This is a genomic window from Pseudomonas sp. T1.Ur (assembly GCF_023516725.1).
Taxonomy (GTDB): domain Bacteria; phylum Pseudomonadota; class Gammaproteobacteria; order Pseudomonadales; family Pseudomonadaceae; genus Aquipseudomonas; species Aquipseudomonas alvandae.
The window spans coordinates 889744-911105 of sequence record NZ_JAMGSN010000001.1 but is presented as its reverse complement, the minus strand read 5'-3'; the positions used below and the strand labels follow the sequence as shown (position 1 = coordinate 911105).

Genomic DNA, 21362 nt, shown 5'->3' with positions numbered 1-21362 from the left:
CAGAATTCGAATGATGTGGTTTGCTGCGTCATGAGGTTAGCACCTCAATGAGCTTGTCCGCTTTATCACAGGCAAGCTCCCAGTACTCTAGCCGGTTCTCCCAGACATCCAGAAGGACTTGGCGAATCACAAGAGCCTCGATTACATCGCGGAGGCGCTTGATACGATTACCCTTCCCTCTTTCCTTCTTTGAGTCCTGATTGTCGACTGTAACGCGGGTGTCTTGGTTATTGTGCTGTTTCAGCTCAGTCCGAGGACGAGCCGCTTTCTTTAAACGCAACATGGGTGTAGCTCCTGGTGGTGGGAATTGCCGCCGCCAAAGCATTCCGGGCCGAATGGAACTACCAAGACACCACTACAAACCACAGTTCTGCTTATCGATCTTGATTTATCAAGATCGATAAGCCGCCGCCGCCACGTATTGCTCCACGTCACCTCAAATTGCACCCATCAACGAATAGCGAAGCATTGAGCTAACGCTAATTGCATCAGCCAACGAACAGCGAAGCACCTGGCCAACGCCTAAGGCCGCAATACCGCTCAGAGCGAATGATAGGCGAAACCTTAGGACAGCAGGACTTCACGTCAGCGTACAGGTACGACGTGAGGAACGGGTCGTTGCGGAGAGGTAGCCTTGACGAACATCAAAGCCGGTCGGTTACCCGACCACCAACTGCAAGCCCAGAGAATATAACCATGTTTAAAGAGCACTTGGACGGTACGCCCAACAACCCATTTATAACCGCCACAGGACGGATATGCAAATAAAAGATGTCGTTATGCCATTAAAGACCTAAGGGGGATTGTGGGCACTTAGGCAGACCGCGAATGAGCACGTCATCCTCAAGCTTGAGGTGGCATCGCCGAGCAAAAGACCCCCACGATTCCAACATACAATTACCGCTCAGCTAGCGGTTGACGCCTACGTACAAACCCTACGTACAATCCAGAAACGAAAAAGCCCCGCAGACGTTAATCTGCGGGGCTTCTCTAAGTATGGCGGAGAGATAGGGATTTGAACCCTAGGTACTGTCGCCAGTACAACGGATTTCGAATCCGTCCCGTTCGGCCACTCCGGCATCTCTCCAGTGGCGCGCATCATACCAGCACATTCGCCGGAAGCGAACCCCCGGGCGAAATTTTTTCCGTGCTATCAGATGCTTGCGTGGATTACAGCGGTACACCCAGGCGCTGGGCGACTTCTTCGTAGGCTTCGATGACGTCACCGAGGCCCTGGCGGAAGCGGTCCTTGTCCATCTTCTTCTTGGTGTCCTTGTCCCAGAGGCGGCAGCCGTCCGGGCTGAACTCGTCGCCCAGGACGATGGAGCCGTCGCTGAATACGCCGAATTCAAGCTTGAAGTCCACCAGCAGCAGGCCGGCGTCGTCGAACAGCTTGGTCAGCACTTCGTTGACCTTGAGGGACAATTCCTTCATGCGTGCCAGTTGCTCGGCGGTGCCCCAACCGAATGCCACGACGTGGGATTCGTTGATGAACGGGTCGCCCTTGGCGTCGTCCTTCAGGAACAGCTCGAACGTGTAAGGGTTGAGCTTCATGCCCTCTTCCACGCCCAGGCGCTTGACCAGGCTGCCGGCGGCATAGTTACGCACGACGCACTCGACCGGGATCATGTCCAGCTTCTTGACCAGGCATTCGTTGTCGCCCAGCAGCTTGTCGAACTGGGTCGGCACGCCGGCGGCTTCGAGCTTCTGCATGATGAAGGCGTTGAACTTGTTGTTCACCATGCCCTTGCGGTCCAGCTGTTCGATACGCTTGCCGTCGAACGCCGAGGTGTCGTTGCGAAACAGCAGGATCAAGCGGTCAGCGTCGTCGGTCTTGTAAACCGACTTGGCTTTGCCGCGGTAGAGTTCTTCACGTTTTTCCATGATGGGCTCCGCTTGCTAAGTAGTGGGCTAGGCGATATGTCGCCAGTCGAGCCCTGAATCTTGATCGGCCAGTTGCAGCCAGTCCGGGTCGCACCCGAGGGTGTCGACAAAACATTGCCGGGCCAGCTGCGGCAGGTTGTTCTTGCTGCTCAGATGGGCCAGGACCAGGTGTTGCAGGCCTTGCCAGCCCAACTCGGCCACCAGGTACGCCGCCTGGTGGTTGTTCAAATGTCCGTGCTCCCCGCCAACCCGCTGCTTGAGGAAGTACGGGTAGTAACCACGCGCCAGCATGTCACGGCAGTGGTTGGACTCGATCATCAATGCATCGAGATCCCGGTAGCTGTCCATGACCCGGTCGCAATACGACCCCAGGTCGGTGAGCAATCCGAAGCGCCGCTCGCCGTCGCTGAACACATATTGCGTCGGCTCCCGGGCATCGTGGGCCACGCTGACCACATTGATATCCAGCCCGCCGATACGCAGTTGTTCGCCACCGGCCACGAACCCGGCTGGCTCGATGGGCTTGCGCAGGCCTTCCAGCGTCCCACGGCTCAGGTACACCGGCAGATTGTAGCGCCGAGACAGCAAACCCACGCCATGCACGTGGTCGGCATGTTCGTGGGTCACCAATATCGCGCTCAGTTGCGCCGGGTGCACACCCAGGCGCAACAGGCGCTTCTCGGTTTCCCGCAGGGAGAAACCACAATCGACCAGCACGTACGTGCCAGCACTGGCTATCAGCGTGCCGTTCCCCTGGCTACCGCTGCCGAGAACGGCAAAACGCATCGGATCAGCCCAGGTTGTCCTGAATCACGCCCAACACCTTGCGAGCCACATCGGCCGGCGCCACGGTGTTGATGTTCTTCTCGACGGTGACCTGGACGTTGTCGCCGACCTTGCTCAGGCGAACCTGGTAACGCTCGGCGCGGGCTTCGATTTCTTCCTTGTCCGGCTTGCTGCCGAACAGGCCACTGAAGAAGCCAGGCTTGTCGTCTTTCTTCTCGGCTTTTTCGGCGAGGTTGATGTAGTACAGGCCCAGGCTGCGGTTGATGTCTTCAACACGCCATTCGCCCTGCTCCAGCGCACGGCCTACGCTCGACCAGGCACGGTCGAGGTCGGAACCGACGTTGAGCACCGGGTTTCCGCTGCCGTCCTCGCTCAGGCTGACGCGGCTTGGCGTGTCGTAGTCGCGGGTGGCGAGCATCGACACCGAGCCGCCCTGCTCGGCGGTGCGGCTCATGCTAGCAAGCATGTCGTCCACCAGCGCGGCATCGAGGCCGGTGTTGACCGAACGGTTGGTGAAGGCCACGTCGGCGGTGCTGCCGGCGGGACGCTCGGCGCTGACCACGTAGATCTCACTGGTGTTGCGCTGCACGCCCGGCTCGATCCGCACGCGCACGCGGGTTTCGCTGTCGGTTGCGACACCGGCGGCGCTCAGGCGCTTGGCCATGGCGGCGGACAGTTCATCGGAACGCTGCCAGGTGGTGGTGAACTCGCCGGTCTGTGGGCGCTGCTCGTCCAGGCGGAAACCGTTGTCCTGGAAGAACTGGATTGCCACGGGCCAGACTTCGGCCGGTGGATGCTGGCCCATGACCCAGCTCGAATCGCCGCTCTTCTGCAGGGTGTAGTCGCTGGCATCGGCCACGGCCGACAGCGGCTGAGGACGCGGGACAACGTATTCGCCCTTGACGCTGTCGTCGGCGACGTTGCGCGGGATCGGCAGCAGCGGATCCAGGCGCTTGGCGACGCTGACGTCCGGCGGCAGTTGCATCGGTGCAGTCTGTTGCGCTTGCAGGTAATCGCTACCACGATCGCGGAAGTAACCTTCCGGCCCCCAGATCCATCCGCAGCCACTGGTGCTGGAGATAATCAAGGCAAGTGCGGAAAGTCCGGCCATTCGCTTCATGCGTTGTACTTCCTCAATTAAACCAGGACGCCGGACTGGCGCATGGCCTGCCGCAGCGTTTCGTGACAAGGGGTGCTCAGCCAGGTCAGTGGCAGGCGGATGCCTTCGTGCATCAGGCCCATTTCGACCAGGGCAAACTTCACCGGGATCGGGTTGGCTTCGATGAACAGGTCCCTGTGCAGCGGCATCAGTTTTTCGTTCAGTGCCCGAGCGGTCTCGGCGTCGCCATTGAGAGCGGCCTCGCACAGGTCGGCCATTTCGCGCGGGGCAACGTTGGCGGTGACGGAAATGTTGCCCTTGCCCCCCATCAGGATCAGCTCGACAGCGGTCGGATCATCACCGGACAGCACGAGGAAATCCTTGTCCACGCCATCGAGAATGGCCTTGGCGCGCTTCAGGTCGCCGGTGGCTTCCTTGATGCCGATGATGTTCGGCACGGTGGACAGGCGGATCACGGTCTCGGCCTGCATGTCGCAGGAGGTGCGGCCGGGAACGTTATAGAGGATCTGCGGGATGTCGACGGCTTCGGCAATGTGCTTGAAATGCTGGTACAAGCCTTCCTGGGTCGGCTTGTTGTAGTACGGAACGACTAGCAGGCAGGCATCGGCGCCGGCTGCCTTGGCGTTGCGGGTCAGTTCGACGGCTTCGCGGGTCGAGTTGGCGCCCGTGCCGGCGATGACCGGAATGCGTCCGGCAACCTGTTTGACCACGGCTTTGATCACGGCGATGTGTTCTTCAACATCAAGGGTTGCCGACTCGCCGGTAGTACCGACTGCGACGATGGCATGGGTGCCGCTCTTGAGGTGGAAGTCCACGAGTTTGCTGAGGCTGTCCCAGTCAAGACGCCCTTGTGCATCCATGGGAGTGACCAGTGCCACCATACTGCCCGCAATCATGAAACCGCTCCTGCCGGAAAAAGAGAGCGGTAATGGTACTGGCGCCAAGATGCTTGTACAAGCGAACTCCCATTCCCCTTGGCGACGGTTTTCGCTACCCTTCAGGCTTTGATCGGTACTGATAAGCTCATACGCCGGTTTCCAGCCTCCGTTTTCGTCGCTACAAGCCCCGATCCTGCGTTTGTCCCGGGTGTATTTGTGTTGTCCCGCAACGCACTGCCCCCTCCAGGCACAGGGCTTGAACCGTTCGTTTTCCCAGGGCTGTCACCGCGCCGAGCTGAAACGTATCGACCGCTCATCGCTTTAGGAATGCTGCATGTCCACCCCCACAGTCCGCGAACAATTCCTTGTCATCAGTGCCCTTGGCGCCAACCCCATGGAGCTGACTAACGTCCTGTGCCGCGCCAGCCATGAGAATCGCTGTGCCGTCGTGACGTCACGCCTGACTCGCCATGGCGAATGCAGCGCGCTCGTGCTGGAAATCTCCGGCAGCTGGGACGCCCTGGCCCGCCTGGAGGGCAGCCTGCCCGTACTGGCCAAGAAGCACGCGTTCACCGTCAACGTGGTCCGCAGCGCGGCACTGGAAAATCGTCCCCAGGCCCTGCCCTATGTGGCCTACGTGAGCTCGGCCTACCGCCCGGACATCATCAACGAGCTGTGCCAGTTCTTCATGGACCATCACGTCGAGCTGGAGAACCTGACCTGCGACACCTACCAGGCGCCGCAGACCGGCGGGACCATGCTCAACGCTACGTTCACCGTGACACTGCCGGCCGGCACCCAGATCAGTTGGCTGCGCGATCAGTTCCTGGATTTCGCCGACGCGATGAACCTGGATGCCCTGATCGAACCGTGGCGCCCACAAAACCCAATGTAAGGAAGCGTTCATGGCCGTTGCCGTCGACCAGCCGGTTACCGATTTCCAAGCGCCCGCCACCAGCGGGCAGACCATCAACCTCGCGGCCTTGAAGGGCAAGCAGGTGGTCATCTACTTCTACCCGAAAGACAGCACCCCCGGCTGCACCACCGAAGGCCAGGGGTTCCGCGATCAGTACGCGCAATTCCAGGCTGCCAACACCGAAGTGTTCGGCGTCTCCCGGGACAGCCTCAAGTCCCACGAGAACTTCAAGTGCAAGCAGGAGTTCCCCTTCGAGCTGATCAGCGACAAGGACGAAGCGGTTTGCCAGCTGTTCGATGTGATCAAGCTGAAAAAACTATACGGGAAGGAATACCTGGGCATTGACCGCAGCACATTCCTGATCGACAAGGATGGCGTGCTGCGCCAGGAATGGCGCGGCGTGAAAGTGCCGGGGCATGTGGATGCAGTGTTGGCGGCGGCTCAGGCCCTTAACAAGGCCTGAAATCTCGTTGCCTGTACTGGCGCTATCGCGAGCAAGCTCACTCCCACACTGGATTGTGTCGTTAATCAAATCCCTGTGGGAGCGAGCTTGCTCGCGAAGGGGCCATCAGCCTCACCAGCTCGTTCAGATTGACCGCTATAGCAACGGCGCCACCACCGGCTCCTTGCTCGGCCACGCATCCAGCACCGCCTTGAACAGCGTCGCCAGGGGGATCGCGAAGAACACCCCCCAGAACCCCCACAACCCGCCAAACAACAGCACCGCGCAGATGATCGCCACCGGATGCAGGTTCACCGCCTCGGAAAACAGCAGCGGCACCAGCACGTTGCCGTCCAGCGTCTGGATGATTCCGTAGACCGCCATCAGGTAGATGAACTGATCGCTCCAGCCCCACTGGAACAGTGCAATCAGCGCCACCGGCACCGTCACGACCACGGTGCCGACGTAAGGCACCACCACGGAAATGCCCACTAGCAAGGCCAGCAATGCCGCGTAGTTGAGGCCCAGGGCGACGAAGCCAATGTAGGTCACGCCGCCGCAAATGAAGATCTCGATGACCTTGCCGCGGATGTAATTGGCGATCTGCCGGTTCATTTCCTGGGCGACCCGGGTGATCAGCGCCCGCTCCCGGGGCAGATATCCACGCACCCAGCGCCCGATCATTTCCCGGTCCTTGAGGAAGAAAAACACCAGGATCGGCACCAGCACCAGGTAGATCATGATGTTTACCAGCAGCGGCAAGCTGGACAGGGAAAACGTCAGCGCCCACTGGCCGAACTTGCCGATCTCACCGCGCACCACTTCGATCGTCTGCAGCACCTGTTCATCCGAAACCAGATGGGGGTAGCGCTCAGGCAGTAACAGCAGCAGCGATTGCCACTTGGCGAGCATTCCTGGCAGCTCGTTGAACAGGGTCACCAACTGATGCCAGAGCAAGGGCACGATCACCACCAGGAACACCACCAGGAGGCCCATGAACAAGGCGAACACCAGCCCCACCGCCAAGGAACCCGGCAGCCGCATACGCTCCAACGTGGTCACCAGGCCTTGCATCAGGTACGCCAACACCATCCCCGCCAACACGGGTGCGAGCATGCCGCCCAGTGTCAGGACCGCAGTGAATCCGAGGAACAGCAGCACGGCCAACACCACGGCTTCTTCATCCGAGAAGTAGCGCTGGATCCAGTCGCGTAACACTTTGAACATTAAAAATCCTTATTAGGAGGGCTGTCGGCTTTCAGGCCTTTTTCAACCAGTAACGGTAGACGCCGTTGTTGTCCTCTTCGCGCAGCAGCGTATGACCGGCCAATCGCGCGAAGGTGCGGAAATCACGCTGGGAGCCCGCGTCCGTGGCGGTTACCTTGAGCACGGCACCACTGGCCAGGCGATTGAGTTCCAACTTGGCCTTGAGCAACGGCAACGGACAATTCAGGCCGCTGGCGTCCAGTTCGGCATCGTGGGCTACATCATCGGTCATTGCTTCACTCCGCAACAGGTCGTCGAGCCGCCTAGAATATCTGGTCCCGGACACGCTGTCCGGCTACAGTAAGGTCTTTGTCGACTAAGGCTTCGTGCATGACATTTCTGCGCCCCACCCTGCTGACGCTCGCTTGCCTGCTCGCCTCACCGGGCTTCGCCGACGACCTGCCGTCACTTGGCGATGCCAGTTCTGCCATCGTCTCGCCGGAACAGGAGCACCAGTTGGGTCGCGCCTGGCTGGCCCTGCTGCGTAGCCAGGTCTCGCAACTCAACGACCCGCAGCTCAAGGATTACGTCGAAACCAGCGTCTACAAACTGGTGGAAACCAGCCAGGTCAATGACCGGCGCCTGGAGTTCATCCTGATCAACAGCCCACAGCTCAACGCCTTCGCCGCACCCGGCGGAATCGTCGGGGTCAACGGCGGCCTGTTCCTCAATGCGCAGACCGAAGGCGAATACGCCTCGGTCATGGCCCACGAACTGGCGCACTTGTCGCAACGCCACTTCGCCCGTGGCGTGGAAGCCCAGCAGCGTATGCAAGTGCCAATGATGGCGGCGCTGCTGGCGGGCATCGTGGTCGCCGCGGCTGGCGGGGGCGATGCCGGGATTGCCGCCATCGCCGGGACCCAGGCCGCCGCCATCCAGGAACAACGGCGTTTCTCGCGCCAGAACGAGCAGGAGGCCGACCGCATCGGCATCCAGAATTTGGAAAAGGCCGGCTATGATCCACGGTCGATGCCGACCATGTTCGAACGGCTGATGCGCCAGTACCGGTTTGACGCCCGTCCCCCGGAGTTCCTGCTGACTCACCCGGTGACCGAGTCGCGTATCGCCGACACCCGCAACCGTGCCGAACAGGCCAAGCCGGGGGGCATCGAGGACAGCATGCGCTATCAACTGATTCGCGCGCGGGTCCAGTTGACGTATGAAGAAACCCCGGGACTGGCCGCCAAGCGCTTCCGCGCCCTGCTCGACGAAAACCCGAAGAACGACGTGGCTCGCTATGGCCTGGCAATTGCCCAGGTCAAGGGCGGCCAGTTGAATGAAGCCCGTGAAAACCTCAAGCCGCTGCTGGCCAAATCACCCAACGAAATCATCTACAACCTGGCCCAAGTGGATCTGGACATCACCAGCAACAAGCTGCCAGACGCTCAATCTCGGGTCGACCGGCTACTGGCCCAGTACCCGGGCAATTACCCGCTCAACCAGGTCCGCGTCGACCTGCTACTGAAGCAGAATCGTCCCGCCGATGCGGAAAAAGCGCTGAAAACCCTGCTCAAAAGCCGTCCGGACGATCCGGACGTCTGGTACATGGTGGCGGAGACTCGCGGCTTGTCGGGCAATATCATCGGTTTGCACCAGGCCCGTGCCGAGTATTTCGCGCTGGTTGGCGATTACCGCCAGGCCATCCAGCAACTGGACTTCGCCAAACGACGCGCGGGGAGCAATTTCCCGTTGTCGTCGCGCATCGATGCCCGACAGCGGGAGCTCATGGAACAAGAGCGGATGGTCAAGGACATGATGGGTTGAATATCCATCAGGCATAAAAAAACCGCCTCGACTCGAGGCGGTTTTTTTTCAGCTCGGCTTATTCGGCCAGTTTGAAGGTGATGAAGCTGGCACGTCCCTGACGCAGCACGCGCATCGACACCGAGCGGTTCTTCGGCAATGCCTTGGCAATGTCAGTGAACTCCTTGGCGGAGCCGATGGCCTGGTTGTTCAGGTGCGTAATGATGTCGCCAGGTTGCAGGCCGATCAGCGCAGCAGGACCGTCCTGCACCTCCTTGATCACCACGCCACCTTGCAACTCCAGGGTCCGTTTCTGCTCTTCGGTCAGCTCGACCACCGCGACACCGAGGCGATTGCTGCTGCGCTCAACGCCGGACTTGGGCTGCGATTCGAGTTCTTTACCCTCTTCCGGGATCGCGCCGACAGTCAACTCGACATTCTTGCGCTTGCCCTCGCGGATCACTTCCAGGTTGGCCTTGGCGCCAGCCTTGAGCGCGCCCACCAGATGTGGCAAGTCGGCGGACATGATGATTGGCTGGCCGTTGAGGCTGAGGATTACGTCACCCACCTGCAAGCCACCCTTGGCGGCCGGGCCACCTTCCTGAATCTGCGCAACCAACGCACCGGCGGGTTTCTCCAGCCCGAACGACTCAGCCAGATCCTTGTTCACTTCCTGGATGACCACACCCAACCAACCGCGACTGACCTTGCCCTCGCTTTTCAGCTGGTTGGATACATCCATGGCGACATCGATCGGAATGGCGAACGAAACGCCCATGAAACCGCCCGAACGGGTATAGATCTGGGAATTGATGCCCACCACTTCACCGTTGAGGTTGAACAATGGGCCACCGGAATTGCCCGGGTTGATCGGCACGTCGGTCTGGATGAAAGGCACATAGTTTTCGTTCGGCAGGCTGCGTCCGATAGCACTGACAATCCCTTGGGTCACGGTGTGGTCGAAACCGAACGGCGAACCGATTGCCACGACCCACTGGCCGGCTTTCAGATCCTGGGATTTGCCCAGCTTGAGCACCGGTAGGTCCTTGCCATCGATTTTCAACAGCGCCACATCGGAGCGCGGGTCGGTGCCGACCAGCTTGGCCTTCAGCTCGCTGCGATCGGCCAGGCGCACCAGGATCTCATCGGCATCGGCGATCACGTGGTTGTTGGTCAGGATGTAGCCATCCGACGAAATGATGAAACCTGACCCAAGGGACTGGGCTTCACGCTGGCGACCGCCCCCAGGCGAACGCGGTTGCTGCGGCATACCGCGCTCGAAGAACTCGCGCAGCATCGGCGGGAGACCTTCCAGGTCCGGCATCTGCTGGTCCGAGACACGGCGATCCGGCAACTTCTGCGTGGTACTGATATTCACGACAGCGGGCGAAGCCTGTTCAACCAGTTGTGTGAAGTCCGGTAATTCCACTGCCACGGCAGGTACGGCCTGACCGAGGACCAGCACGGTGGCAAATATGGAAAGATAGGTTTTCAAGCGTGGTATCGACATACGGCTCCCGTTACGACGAGCATGGTTAAGCGATATGGAGCAAGGACTACCGGAGAACGATACGCCGGTATTATTGTTCCGCAAACAGACAAGGCCAGAGCCGAGCGGCTCTGACCTAATAGAAAAAAATTGGTTTTTTTGCAAATGAAAATGCTGACAGGAAGTTTCGGCATTTCGATCAAGCCTTGGCGTCATCGGCCTCTTGCGCAATCGAGCCACCTGAGCACTGTGCTATTGGGCTGCCGCGACATCGGAGCGCATGGACAGCGCGATCCGTTCCGCCGTGCCAATGGGAATCTCACCTACCACCGTGACCATCATCTCGCCTTGGGGCGTGGTGAGTCGACGAGAAACAGCAGCCGTCGGACCCAGCTGGGTACGAGTGTCGGTTGCGGTGGCGCCATTCAGCGGCTCCAGGAATACCGAGAAACGAGCGAGCCCGTCGTCGTACATGAGGCTATTGACCTGGATCCTGGTATCCGGATCATTGCGTGCCACGCTGCTGGTCAATTCAAAGCCAGGCGGAAGCCAGTCTGAATGCCAGGAAGTCTTCACGGCGGTAGCTTTATTGGATTCCTGAACGACAGCCTTGCACTCGGCACTGGCCTGCAGGTCACCTTCCGAAGGCTCGGAGGTGTTCAGTCGAGTGAACTGAAAGCGTTCAAGCAATTGGCCCTTGTCATTGAGCAACAGGGACTTGAGCGGTAAACCCGTCTCTTTGTCCAGGTGCAGCTCGAAGCCATAGCGATGCTGGTCTTTAGGCGTCAGGGCGACAATGACAGCCTGACGCCCGGCCACGCGCGACTTGCCAATGACGGCAAGGTCGTACCAATTCTTGAGTTTTTGCGGATCGAGCGCACGTGCAGTGCCATCAGGCGTGTTTCCCAGCCCGGCGATCAAGGTGCCGCTGACGCATTGAGTATGTCCATCAATGCGCATGACCTCCTGTGCCGAACCGTCGAGCTGGAGCAACCGCTCGCGGACCTTGCCATCCTGGACGCGATGCCAGATGTTATGGGTAGAAAAACTACCGTTACGCTCGTAAACGAAAGTGCCCTGGAAGCTCTGCTGTTGCTCGGCCTGACTCAGACGATTGAGCCAGTCCTGAGCTTCACCGGCATAGGCTGGAGCCACACACCAGCCACCGAGCAGAAGCGAAACGAGAGGTATGGCGCGCATGGTCCTCCTTAACGGTTTTCCAGACTGGCTGCACGAGCGTATGGCAGAGCGCTTTCAGTACCTTTCAACGCAGCTTGCTGAGCATGCTGACGCAGATAGTTGGGCAGACGCTGATCGTGCCAACCAGGCTGTCCTTGCAGAACCCCATTCGTCATGGGACCTGCGGCTTCAGAACTTTCGCTGTAGCCGGCCAGAACCGCAGGACCTTTGACCTGTGGCGTCGCCAGGCTTGGCTGGTTGGACTGCTGCGCCATTTGCACGCCAGCGATCTCATCCTGGTTGTACAGGCGCACACCCGCCAGCACAGCAACGGTGACCGAAGCGGCAACAGCCAGTCGGCCCAGGCTGCGCCAGGGTCCGCGGGAGGCTTTCGCCGGTACGGCTTCATCCGCCAGTGCAGCAGAAACCGCCGCAGCGATGTCCAGACGCGGAAGCAGCAGATCCTTGTGCATGACAGCCCGGGCGATCTGGTAACGAGCCCAGGTCTCACGGGTTTCAACATCGTCAAAGGCATTCAATACCCGACGCAATTCCAATTCGTCCGCTTCGTTATCCATCACTGCGGACAGCGATTCCTGCAGGGCTTCACGACTCATGGCGTTCCTCTCTTGGCTGTCGCCGCTGTCTCAGTTTTCCTGCAACAACGGTTGCAGGGCTTTATCGATGGCCTCCCGAGCGCGGAAGATCCGGGAGCGCACGGTACCCACCGGACATTGCATGACGCTCGCAATGTCCTCGTAACTCAGACCGTCGAATTCACGTAAAGTTAAAGCCGTACGCAAATCTTCAGGCAGTTGCTGGATGGTTCGATGGACGGTGCCTTCGATCTCATCCCGCAGCAATGCACGTTCAGGTGACTCGAGGTCCTTGAGGCCATGATCGCCATCGTAGAACTCGGCATCCTCGGAACTCACATCGCTATCCGGCGGCCGGCGGCCGCGTGAAACCAGATAGTTTTTCGCCGTGTTAATGGCGATGCGGTAAAGCCACGTGTAAAACGCGCTATCCCCGCGAAAATTTCCAAGTGCGCGGTAGGCCTTGATGAAGGCTTCCTGGGCAACATCCTGGGCTTCATGGGTGTCGTGCACGAAACGCACGATCAACCCGAGAATTTTGTGCTGGTATTTCAGCACTAGCAGATCGAAAGCTCGCTTGTCGCCGCGCTGAACGCGTTCGACCAGCTGCTGATCCTCTTCCTGGGTTAGCATGAACACTCCTCGATGAGCTCGAAGGAGGCTTGCATTACCAATTGATCGGGCTTGCAAACATAGACTCGGGCTTTTCGCAAAAGTTCTCCCCCTTCAAAGCAAGTTTCCGGCGCGCTCTGATCCGGCACGCACGAAAAACGCAGCACGAGATTCCCCGGCCGCGCGAATAATCTGTCGCCGGGCCTGTCGGACGAGGATTCAGATGAATCCCTGCACCAACCCGACGCTGTTCCCTTCTGCAGACAACCGTCTATTGAACGTATGCGCTTGGCAAAAGTTCCCACTATTTATCGCTCTTCAACGCGAAGATTTAGCGACCATGACGAGATAAACAGCGTTCTGTCCTCGAAAAGGCCGCGTTGTCGCACATTCATCGAAACCTTGACCCGACGAAGCGCATCGCTTTCCTGTCACACTGGTTTCACATTGCCATGAACGCCCGGCTATTGTGCCGATCCCCCCCTCTATATACTAGTGGGCTGCGTGGCTGCCTGACCCGTCGAAGCGGTGTCTGGCGCTAACCCCGACCCGGGTCGCTTCAAGCGGAAACCATTCGAATGAGCCAACAGTTCCAACATGATGTTCTGGTAATCGGCAGCGGCGCCGCCGGGTTGAGCCTGGCCTTGACCCTGCCTGCACATTTGCGCATCGCCGTGCTGAGCAAGGGAGACCTGGCCAACGGTTCGACGTTCTGGGCCCAGGGCGGCGTCGCGGCCGTGCTGGATGACGCCGATACCGTCCAATCCCACGTCGACGACACGCTTAACGCGGGCGGCGGGCTGTGCAATCAGGAAGCGGTGCGCTTCACCGTCGAGCACAGCAAGGAAGCCATCCAGTGGCTCATCGACCAAGGCGTGCCGTTCACTCGCGATGAACAGTCCGGCACCGAAGATGGCGGCTTCGAGTTCCACCTGACCCGCGAGGGCGGACACAGCCATCGGCGAATCATCCATGCCGCCGATGCAACCGGCGCGGCCATTTTCAAGACGCTGTTGGCCCAGGCCCGGCAGCGCTCCAACATCGAATTGCTGGAGCAGCGAGTCGCGATCGACCTGATTACGGAGAAGCGCCTGGGCCTGGACGGTGATCGCTGCCTGGGCGCCTATGTGCTCAACCGCGGCACGGGAGAAGTGGACACCTACGGTGCGCGCTTCGTGATCCTGGCCTCCGGTGGCGCGGCAAAAGTCTATCTCTATACCAGCAACCCCGACGGAGCCTGTGGTGACGGCATCGCCATGGCCTGGCGCTCGGGCTGCCGGGTGGCGAACCTGGAATTCAACCAATTCCACCCCACCTGCCTGTATCACCCGCAGGCCAAGAGCTTCCTGGTGACCGAAGCCCTGCGTGGCGAAGGTGCCCATCTGAAGCTTCCCAACGGGGAGCGCTTCATGCAGCGCTTCGATCCTCGCGCCGAATTGGCACCCCGGGACATCGTCGCGCGGGCCATCGACCATGAAATGAAGCGCCTGGGCATCGACTGTGTCTATCTGGACATCAGCCATAAACCCGAGGCGTTCATCAAGAGCCATTTCCCGACGGTCTACGAGCGCTGCCTGGAATTCTCCATCGACATCACCAAGCAGCCGATCCCGGTGGTACCGGCAGCGCACTACACCTGTGGCGGGGTGATGGTTGACCAGCATGGCCGCACGGACGTGCCCGGCCTGTATGCCATTGGCGAAACCAGCTTCACCGGACTGCACGGCGCCAACCGCATGGCCAGCAACTCGTTGCTGGAATGTTTCGTCTACGCGCGCTCGGCGGCGACAGACATCCTGGCGCAATTACCTCAGATTGCCATCCCGGCCGCCCTGCCCTCGTGGGACGCCAGCCAGGTCACCGACTCGGACGAAGACGTGATCATCGCTCACAACTGGGACGAACTGCGGCGCTTCATGTGGGACTACGTCGGCATCGTGCGCACCAACAAGCGCCTGCAACGGGCGCAGCACCGGGTGCGCCTGCTACTCGATGAGATCGATGAGTTCTACAGTAACTATAAAGTCAGCCGCGACCTGATTGAACTGCGCAACCTGGCGCAGGTAGCCGAACTGATGATTCGCTCGGCCATGGAGCGCAAGGAAAGCCGCGGCCTGCATTACACGCTTGATTATCCGAACCTGCTGCCCGAGGCGCTGGACACTATCCTGGTGCCGCCCACCTACGCCGGCTGAACCGGAGCCGTACCCGCAGGCGCCGGTGGACATCCGGCGCCAGCGCGTCACGGGGCACGCACAACGAGCGGATCCGCCACTCGCCCTTGAGGCGAAAGCGCAGCACTACGATCATGGGTAATGCGAGGCTGTCAGGTCGCAGCTGCACCGCTTGCCAACCGCCGTCGATGTTCCAGAGCTGCCAACCATCGGCATCGCGACGCAAGCCACGGAAGGCCTGTCGATGGGTCAGCAGCAAATGTCGCGGCAATACCCAGGCGCCATGGCCCAGGCACAACATGATGCCAACGGCCGCGAACCCGGACGGGACCGCCAGGAGCAGCAACGAGCCCAGTGCGAACACCTGGGCCACGAGGTACGCCGCCAGCAGTTGCCCGGAGGCCCGCCAGCGACATTCGAAGCGATTACTTGGGTTGGACACGATCCAGGATCATCCGGACCATGCGTTGCAGTTCCGGGTCTTCGGATTCACTGCGCTCCATGAACCAGCCGAACATGTCCTGATCCTCGCACTCGAGCAGACGGACGTAACAGGCACGATCGACCTCGTTAAGGTGAGGATAGACCTCTTTCACGAACGGCACCAGCAGTACGTCAAGCTCAAGCATGCCGCGGCGGCTATGCCAGTAGAGGCGATTCAGTTCAACATCTTCGACCATGGAGCGCTCCTCAAATAGGGCGCAAGTATACAGGCCCCGCCGTGGCATAACAGACGGCTTTGGTCGGGCGCCGTCAATCCTTTGTGAACTACCCATTTCATGGGCGCCCCCTTATGATGTCTACCAGACTTTTTACCCTGCGATGACCCATGGCTGATTCAGCATTTTTCTGCACCCTCTCCCACGAAGGCATACTCGCGGTCCGCGGCGTGGATGCCGGCAAATTCCTGCAAGGCCAATTGACCTGCAATCTCAACTACCTCAGCGACACCCAGGCCAGCCTCGGCGCCCGCTGCACCCAGAAAGGCCGGATGCAATCGAGCTTTCGGATCGTCCTCGAAGGCGACGGCGTGCTGATGGCCATGGCCACGGAGTTGCTGGAGCCGCAACTGGCGGACCTGAAGAAATATGCGGTGTTCTCCAAATCCAAACTCACCGATGAAAGCCCGGCATGGGTTCGCTTCGGATTGGAAAACGCGGACACCGTGCTGAGCGGGCTGGGCCTGGAGCTGCCGGCCGAAACCGACAGCGTGGTTCGCCAGCAATCCCTGATCGCTATTCGCGTCTCCCCCGGCCGCGCCGAACTCTGGGCTCGCGCCGAACAGGCCGATGCACTACTGGCACAACTGCGCGAGCAACTGCCCGAAGGCGACTTGAACCGCTGGCTGCTGGGTCAGGTCCGCGCGGGAATCGGCCAGGTCATGGCGACCACGCGCGAGTTGTTCATCCCGCAGATGCTCAACCTGCAAGCCGTAGGCGGCGTGAGCTTCAAGAAAGGTTGCTACACCGGCCAGGAAATCGTCGCGCGCATGCAGTACCTGGGCAAGCTCAAGCGTCGCTTGTATCGCCTGCAACTGGAAGCGGACGAACTGCCGGCGCCAGGCACCCCGCTGTTTTCTCCCACCCATGGCAGCTCTATCGGCGAAGTCGTCATTGCCGCCCGTGCCGAGCGAAACATTGAACTGCTGGCAGTATTGCAGGCCGAAGCGGCAGAAGATGGCAATTTGCACCTCGGTGCTTTGGAAGGACCCGCGCTACAATTGCTGGACTTGCCTTACGAACTGGACCGCGACCGCGAAATCCAGCGTTGATCGCAACATTTTGTCGCAACACCTAGAGAACCGAAATGAGCGATTTGGCGGATAAGGTCCAGCGGGATTTGGTGGCGGCCATCGATAATGATGACCTAGTCTTGCCAACATTACCGGAAGTGGCCATGCAGATTCGCCGGGCCGCCGAAGACCCGGAAATCAGCGTCAGCAACTTGAGCAAAGTGATTGGCCGTGACACTGCCCTCTCGGCGCGCCTGATAAAAGTCGTCAACAGCCCTTTGCTGCGTGCCACGCAGGAAGTGACGGACCTGCATACGGCAATCACTCGGCTGGGCGTCAACTACAGCAGCAACCTGGCGATTGGCCTGGTCATGGAGCAGATTTTCCATGCCCGCTCCGAGGTCGTGGAACAGAAGATGCGCGAAGTCTGGCGCAAGAGCCTGGAAATCGCGGGTGTCAGCTACGCCCTCTGCCGCAGCTACACGCACCTCAAGCCTGATCAGGCGGCCTTGGGCGGATTGGTCCATCAGATCGGCGTCCTGCCGATCCTGACGTATGCCGAAGACAATAATGAATTGCTGTCGGACCCTATCAGCCTCAACCACGTCATCGAGACGATCCACCCGGTGCTGGGCGACAAGCTGCTCAGTGTCTGGGAATTTCCGGAAAGGTTGGTGAAGCTGCCGGGGTTGTACCTGGACTTCACCCGAGACTCCACCCAACTCGATTATGTCGACCTGGTGCAAGTCGCCGCGCTGTATTGCTACAAGGACACCGACCACCCGCTGAGCCGGATCGACGCGTTTGGAGTGCCGGCAATCAAGAAGCTGGGCATCGACCTGGACGATAAGGATCGGTGCGCGGACATTGAAGAAGCACGGACGATGTTTTATTAAACAGCCCGGACATCGAACCTGAACCTTGCATCAGTCCCGTGGCGAGGGGATAAATCTCCTCGCCACAAATAAATACCCCGCCACGACAGCATTCACCTGGGGCTTATTCTGAGCCAGGGATGAAACTCACCCGTACCTTCAGCCCACCGTCCTGACCGTCGTGAAGGCTGATCTGCGCCAGATGCGCACGACAGATTTCCCCGACGATCGCCAGCCCCAGGCCCGAGCCGGCCACTTGCTGGTTTCGCCGATAGAAGCGCTGGAACACCCGTTCCCGTTCAGTCTCGGGAATACCGGGGCCATCATCCTCGACTTCCAGCACCGCTGGCACGACGACCCGCAGGATGACGTTGCCACCCGACGGCGTGTGGGCCAGCGCGTTATCCACCAGATTGCTCAACAGCTCGTTCAATAAGGTTGGCTCGCCCCGTAACCAGACCGGCTCGTCGGCTTCCAGGGCCAGCGCGACACCACGGGCATGTGCCAGCGGGGCCATGGCCATGCCCAGCTCACGGGCCAACTGGCTCAGGTCGAGCAATTGGGCACCGCCCTCGGCAATCGCCCGGGCGCCGTTTTCCACCCGCGCCAGTGACAGCAATTGGTTCGCCAGATGGGTCAGCCGGTCGGTGCCCTGGGCCGCGGTTTCCAGGGTTTCACGCCAGGTCGCCGGCTCGCTGGCACGCAAGCCCAGTTCCAGGCGCGCCTTCAGGGCGGCCAGGGGCGTGCGCAGTTCGTGGGCGGCATCGGCGATGAATTGCGCTTGCCGCTCGAATTGGCCACGCAGGCGCTCGGTGAAATGGTTGAGCGCCCGTACCAGCGGCCATAGCTCGTGCTGGACTTCCACCAGGGGCAGCGACCGCAAATCGTCTGGCTGACGCTCTTCCACCGCCGTACGCAGGCGCTCCAGTGGACGCAACGCAGCGCTGACCGCGAACCACACCAGCAACAGCGCACCGACGGCCAGCATGCCCAGCCGCAATAGCGTATCGGCCATCAGGCCCCGGGCCATGCTGATCCGCGCTTCTTCGGTTTCCGCCACGCGGATCTCCGCCATGCCGTTCATTTCCGGCTCGCTCACGGCCTTGAGCAGGCTGACCACGCGAACGTCCTGGCCCTGGTAACGCGCGTTGTAGAAACGTGCCAACGCCGGATAATCGTCAGTGCGCGGCGTGCCGGGCGGCGGACCCGGGAGATTTTCGTACCCGGAAATCAGCTGTTGGTGGATGTCGTTGACCTGGTAGTAGATACGTCCGGCGCTGTCGTAGGCGAAGGTGTCGAGGGCCACGTAAGGCACGTCCGCGCTGAGCGTACCGTCTCGCTGTGAAAGGCCGGCGGCGATGGTCCGGGCCGAGGCCAGCAGCGTCCGGTCATAGGCGGTATCGGCGGCCTCGCGGCCGTTCCAATAAGCGCTCAGGCCACTGGCGAGCATCAGCACCACCAGCAGCGAAGCCAGGTTGCGCAGCAGCCGCCAGCGCAGGCTGTCGGGCTTATGCATCACGGGTTTCCAACAAGTAGCCCAGCCCCCGGAACGTCACGATCGCCACGGCGTGGCCGTCGAGTTTCTTGCGCAAGCGATGCACATAGATCTCGATGGCGTCGGGGCTCGCCTCTTCGTCCAGGCCGAAGACCTGGGCTGCCAGCTGCTCCTTGCTCATCACCCGCCCGGGCCTGGCAATCAGTGCCTCCAGGACAGCCTGCTCGCGAGAGGTCAACGTCATCAACTCATCGTCGAGGGTAAAGCGGCGGGTGTCCAGGTCGTAGACCAGTCCTCCGCAGCGCTGCTGGCGCTCGCCACCCAACACGCTACGACGCAGCAATGCCTTGACCCGGGCTTCCAGTTCGGTGAGTTCGAACGGCTTGGCCAGGTAATCATCGGCCCCGAGATTCAGCCCATGGACGCGGTCCTTGACGTCGCTGCGAGCGGTCAGCATCAGGACCGGCGTGGTTTTGCCCCGGGCTCGCAGGCGCGCCAGCACCTCGAAACCGTCCATGCGCGGCAGCCCGACGTCGAGGACCACCACGGCGTATTCCTCGCTGCCCAACGCCAGGTCGGCGGCCACGCCGTCGTGCAGCACGTCCACGGTCAAACCGGTGCTCTTGAGGGCTTGGGCGACACTTTCGGCGAGCTGCAGATGATCTTCGACGAGCAGAACACGCATGGTTTTTCCTCGATTCAAGGTATGGCCGACGCCATTCTTTGGCGCGGAGTTTACAGCCGCATCCGCAACTGTGAAGCCAAAAAGCATCCTGAAAGCTATTGAAAGGTTAGCGAAAGGTTGGCCGGCTAGAGTCCTGAAACGAACAGTTACGACTGCGGATCGCGTAACCGATCGCGAACGAAAAACGCCTCGAAGCGTTTTCGCCAAATAAAAACAATAAAGCGGAGTCATCACCATGCTGTCCCTACAGCTTCAGGCTTCAATGCCCGTCCGTCTTTCCAGCCTCAACCAGACTACCCTTTCCTGTGCCGTTGCCCGCGCCGATGTTCATCGACGTCAGGATGCATCCGCGCAGCGCGATCTGCCGCACCCGTGAATGCCGGTGCCGGCCGACTTCGCCCGGCCTTGGCCCTATTTTTTGCAACACACAACAACAACTCCTGTGGAGACAAAAATGAACCTATCACTGCGTAAAGTAGCCCTGGCCGTCGGATGCCTCGTGTTCGCGGGGCCGTTGCTCGCCTCTGACGCCTCCAAAGAGCCCAAGCGCCCGGAATGCATCGCACCCGCCGCACCGGGTGGCGGTTTCGACCTGACCTGCAAATTGGCGCAAAGCGCACTGGTCAACGAAAAACTGCTGACCAAGCCGATGCGTGTGACCTACATGCCCGGTGGTGTCGGCGCGGTGGCCTACAACGCGGTGGTGGCCCAGCGTCCGGCAGACGCCGGCACGCTGGTGGCCTGGTCCAGCGGTTCGCTGTTGAACCTGGCGCAAGGCAAGTTCGGCCGTTTTGATGAAACCAACGTGCGCTGGCTCGCCGCCGTCGGCACCAGCTACGGCGCCATCGCCGTGAAAAGCGATTCGCCCTACAAGAATCTCGATGACCTGGTACAGGCCCTGAAGAAAGACCCGGGCTCGGTGGTCATCGGTTCCGGCGGCACCGTCGGTAGCCAGGACTGGATGCAGACCGCATTGATCGCCAAGGCCGCCGGTATCGACCCGCGCAAACTGCGCTACGTGGCCCTTGAAGGCGGCGGCGAAATCGCCACCGCGCTGCTCGGTGGTCACATCCAGGTAGGCAGTACGGACATTTCCGACTCCATGCCCCACATCCAGAGCGGTGACATGCGTCTGTTGGCCGTGTTCTCCGACAAACGCCTGGACGAGCCGGAAATGAAGGACATTCCGACCGCCGTGGAACAAGGCTACGACATCCGCTGGCCGGTGGTACGTGGCTTCTACCTGGGCCCGAAAGTCACCGATGAAGAATACGCCTGGTGGAAAAACGCCTTCGACAAACTACTGGCCTCCGAAGAATTCGCCAAGCTGCGCGACCAGCGCGAACTGTTCCCGTTCGCCATGACCGGCCCGGAACTGGACGCCTATGTGAAAAAGCAGGTAGCCGACTACAAGGTGCTGGCCAAAGAGTTCGGCCTGATTCAGTAATCGCCTCTGTTCTCGTGGTGGCGCTGAGCTGAACTCGGCGCTA

At 60.4% G+C, this 21362-nt stretch carries 22 protein-coding genes and 1 tRNA gene; 7 read left to right on the top strand and 16 right to left on the bottom strand.

Translation table 11 applies throughout. The features are described from left to right. Positions 1 to 28: 28 nt before the first annotated feature. The 6 genes from M8Q45_RS04275 to dapA form a co-directional block, all read right to left on the bottom strand. The gene (locus M8Q45_RS04275) at positions 29 to 283 is read right to left on the bottom strand and encodes a hypothetical protein (RefSeq protein ID WP_249873702.1); all 255 of its coding nucleotides are present in this window, start codon (positions 281 to 283) and stop codon (positions 29 to 31) included. Positions 284 to 997: 714 nt separating this feature from the next. Continuing rightward, positions 998 to 1087 (bottom strand) — tRNA-Ser (locus M8Q45_RS04270). Between the two features lie 83 nt (positions 1088 to 1170). Continuing rightward, positions 1171 to 1884, bottom strand: a complete 714-nt coding sequence (gene purC, locus M8Q45_RS04265; RefSeq protein WP_025212375.1) for a phosphoribosylaminoimidazolesuccinocarboxamide synthase — start codon at positions 1882 to 1884, stop codon at positions 1171 to 1173. Positions 1885 to 1911: 27 nt separating this feature from the next. Next, positions 1912 to 2670: an MBL fold metallo-hydrolase gene (locus tag M8Q45_RS04260; RefSeq protein ID WP_249873701.1), complete on the bottom strand. Its 759-nt coding sequence runs from the start codon at positions 2668 to 2670 to the stop codon at positions 1912 to 1914. Positions 2671 to 2674: 4 nt separating this feature from the next. Then, on the bottom strand, positions 2675 to 3790 hold the full coding sequence (gene bamC, locus M8Q45_RS04255; RefSeq protein WP_249873700.1) for an NlpB/DapX family lipoprotein: 1116 nt from the start codon (positions 3788 to 3790) through the stop codon (positions 2675 to 2677). Positions 3791 to 3807: 17 nt separating this feature from the next. Further along, positions 3808 to 4686 (bottom strand): 4-hydroxy-tetrahydrodipicolinate synthase, encoded by an 879-nt coding sequence (gene dapA, locus M8Q45_RS04250; protein ID WP_249873699.1) that lies wholly within the window; start codon positions 4684 to 4686, stop codon positions 3808 to 3810. 316 nt (positions 4687 to 5002) lie between these two features. On the opposite strand from dapA, the gene M8Q45_RS04245 reads away from it, so the two are divergent. Together M8Q45_RS04245 and M8Q45_RS04240 are read left to right on the top strand one after the other, a co-directional pair. Beyond that, the gene (locus M8Q45_RS04245; protein WP_003184325.1) at positions 5003 to 5563 is read left to right on the top strand and encodes a glycine cleavage system transcriptional repressor; all 561 of its coding nucleotides are present in this window, start codon (positions 5003 to 5005) and stop codon (positions 5561 to 5563) included. A gap of 10 nt (positions 5564 to 5573) precedes the next feature. Then, on the top strand, positions 5574 to 6047 hold the full coding sequence (locus M8Q45_RS04240; protein ID WP_249873698.1) for a peroxiredoxin: 474 nt from the start codon (positions 5574 to 5576) through the stop codon (positions 6045 to 6047). A gap of 135 nt (positions 6048 to 6182) precedes the next feature. On the opposite strand, the gene M8Q45_RS04235 is transcribed toward M8Q45_RS04240, so the two are convergent. Beyond that, entirely contained in the window at positions 6183 to 7253 is a 1071-nt protein-coding gene (locus M8Q45_RS04235) for an AI-2E family transporter (protein WP_181286681.1), read from the bottom strand. Positions 7254 to 7284: 31 nt separating this feature from the next. Continuing rightward, the gene (locus M8Q45_RS04230) at positions 7285 to 7524 is read right to left on the bottom strand and encodes a sulfurtransferase TusA family protein (protein ID WP_249873697.1); all 240 of its coding nucleotides are present in this window, start codon (positions 7522 to 7524) and stop codon (positions 7285 to 7287) included. 98 nt (positions 7525 to 7622) lie between these two features. On the opposite strand from M8Q45_RS04230, the gene M8Q45_RS04225 reads away from it, so the two are divergent. Continuing rightward, entirely contained in the window at positions 7623 to 9056 is a 1434-nt protein-coding gene (locus tag M8Q45_RS04225; protein ID WP_249873696.1) for a M48 family metalloprotease, read from the top strand. Positions 9057 to 9114: 58 nt separating this feature from the next. Here M8Q45_RS04225 and M8Q45_RS04220 read toward each other — a convergent pair whose 3' ends face one another. From M8Q45_RS04220 to rpoE, 4 genes are all read right to left on the bottom strand, one after another. Further along, positions 9115 to 10545 carry a DegQ family serine endoprotease gene (locus M8Q45_RS04220; RefSeq protein ID WP_249873695.1) on the bottom strand — a complete coding sequence of 477 codons (1431 nt, stop codon included), beginning with the start codon at positions 10543 to 10545 and terminating at the stop codon, positions 9115 to 9117. A gap of 231 nt (positions 10546 to 10776) precedes the next feature. Beyond that, entirely contained in the window at positions 10777 to 11724 is a 948-nt protein-coding gene (locus M8Q45_RS04215) for a MucB/RseB C-terminal domain-containing protein (RefSeq protein WP_249873694.1), read from the bottom strand. Positions 11725 to 11732: 8 nt separating this feature from the next. Next, positions 11733 to 12320: a sigma-E factor negative regulatory protein gene (locus tag M8Q45_RS04210; RefSeq protein ID WP_030138292.1), complete on the bottom strand. Its 588-nt coding sequence runs from the start codon at positions 12318 to 12320 to the stop codon at positions 11733 to 11735. A 30-nt stretch (positions 12321 to 12350) separates the two neighbouring features. Continuing rightward, positions 12351 to 12932 (bottom strand): RNA polymerase sigma factor RpoE/AlgU, encoded by a 582-nt coding sequence (gene rpoE, locus M8Q45_RS04205; RefSeq protein ID WP_003172477.1) that lies wholly within the window; start codon positions 12930 to 12932, stop codon positions 12351 to 12353. A 557-nt stretch (positions 12933 to 13489) separates the two neighbouring features. On the opposite strand from rpoE, the gene nadB reads away from it, so the two are divergent. After that, positions 13490 to 15106 carry an L-aspartate oxidase gene (nadB, locus tag M8Q45_RS04200; RefSeq protein WP_249873693.1) on the top strand — a complete coding sequence of 539 codons (1617 nt, stop codon included), beginning with the start codon at positions 13490 to 13492 and terminating at the stop codon, positions 15104 to 15106. Here the strand turns inward: nadB and M8Q45_RS04195 are convergent. Both M8Q45_RS04195 and M8Q45_RS04190 read right to left on the bottom strand, forming a co-directional pair. After that, entirely contained in the window at positions 15075 to 15527 is a 453-nt protein-coding gene (locus M8Q45_RS04195) for a protein YgfX (protein ID WP_249873692.1), read from the bottom strand. The genes nadB and M8Q45_RS04195 overlap by 32 nt on opposite strands. Beyond that, entirely contained in the window at positions 15511 to 15765 is a 255-nt protein-coding gene (locus M8Q45_RS04190) for an FAD assembly factor SdhE (protein ID WP_003184348.1), read from the bottom strand. The genes M8Q45_RS04195 and M8Q45_RS04190 overlap by 17 nt, the downstream gene beginning before the upstream one ends. Positions 15766 to 15914: 149 nt before the next feature. On the opposite strand from M8Q45_RS04190, the gene ygfZ reads away from it, so the two are divergent. Together ygfZ and M8Q45_RS04180 are read left to right on the top strand one after the other, a co-directional pair. Next, positions 15915 to 16856 (top strand): CAF17-like 4Fe-4S cluster assembly/insertion protein YgfZ, encoded by a 942-nt coding sequence (ygfZ, locus tag M8Q45_RS04185; protein ID WP_249873691.1) that lies wholly within the window; start codon positions 15915 to 15917, stop codon positions 16854 to 16856. A gap of 35 nt (positions 16857 to 16891) precedes the next feature. Further along, positions 16892 to 17713 carry an HDOD domain-containing protein gene (locus tag M8Q45_RS04180; RefSeq protein ID WP_249873690.1) on the top strand — a complete coding sequence of 274 codons (822 nt, stop codon included), beginning with the start codon at positions 16892 to 16894 and terminating at the stop codon, positions 17711 to 17713. 103 nt (positions 17714 to 17816) lie between these two features. On the opposite strand, the gene tctE is transcribed toward M8Q45_RS04180, so the two are convergent. Both tctE and tctD read right to left on the bottom strand, forming a co-directional pair. Then, entirely contained in the window at positions 17817 to 19208 is a 1392-nt protein-coding gene (gene tctE, locus M8Q45_RS04175) for a two-component system sensor histidine kinase TctE (RefSeq protein ID WP_249873689.1), read from the bottom strand. Further along, on the bottom strand, positions 19201 to 19872 hold the full coding sequence (gene tctD / locus M8Q45_RS04170) for a two-component system response regulator TctD (protein WP_030138298.1): 672 nt from the start codon (positions 19870 to 19872) through the stop codon (positions 19201 to 19203). The genes tctE and tctD overlap by 8 nt, the downstream gene beginning before the upstream one ends. Before the next feature lie 454 nt (positions 19873 to 20326). Here tctD and M8Q45_RS04165 point away from each other — a divergent pair, with 454 nt between their 5' ends. Beyond that, positions 20327 to 21319, top strand: coding sequence for a Bug family tripartite tricarboxylate transporter substrate binding protein (locus M8Q45_RS04165; RefSeq protein WP_249873688.1), 993 nt, complete (start codon positions 20327 to 20329; stop codon positions 21317 to 21319). Positions 21320 to 21362: the final 43 nt, after the last annotated feature.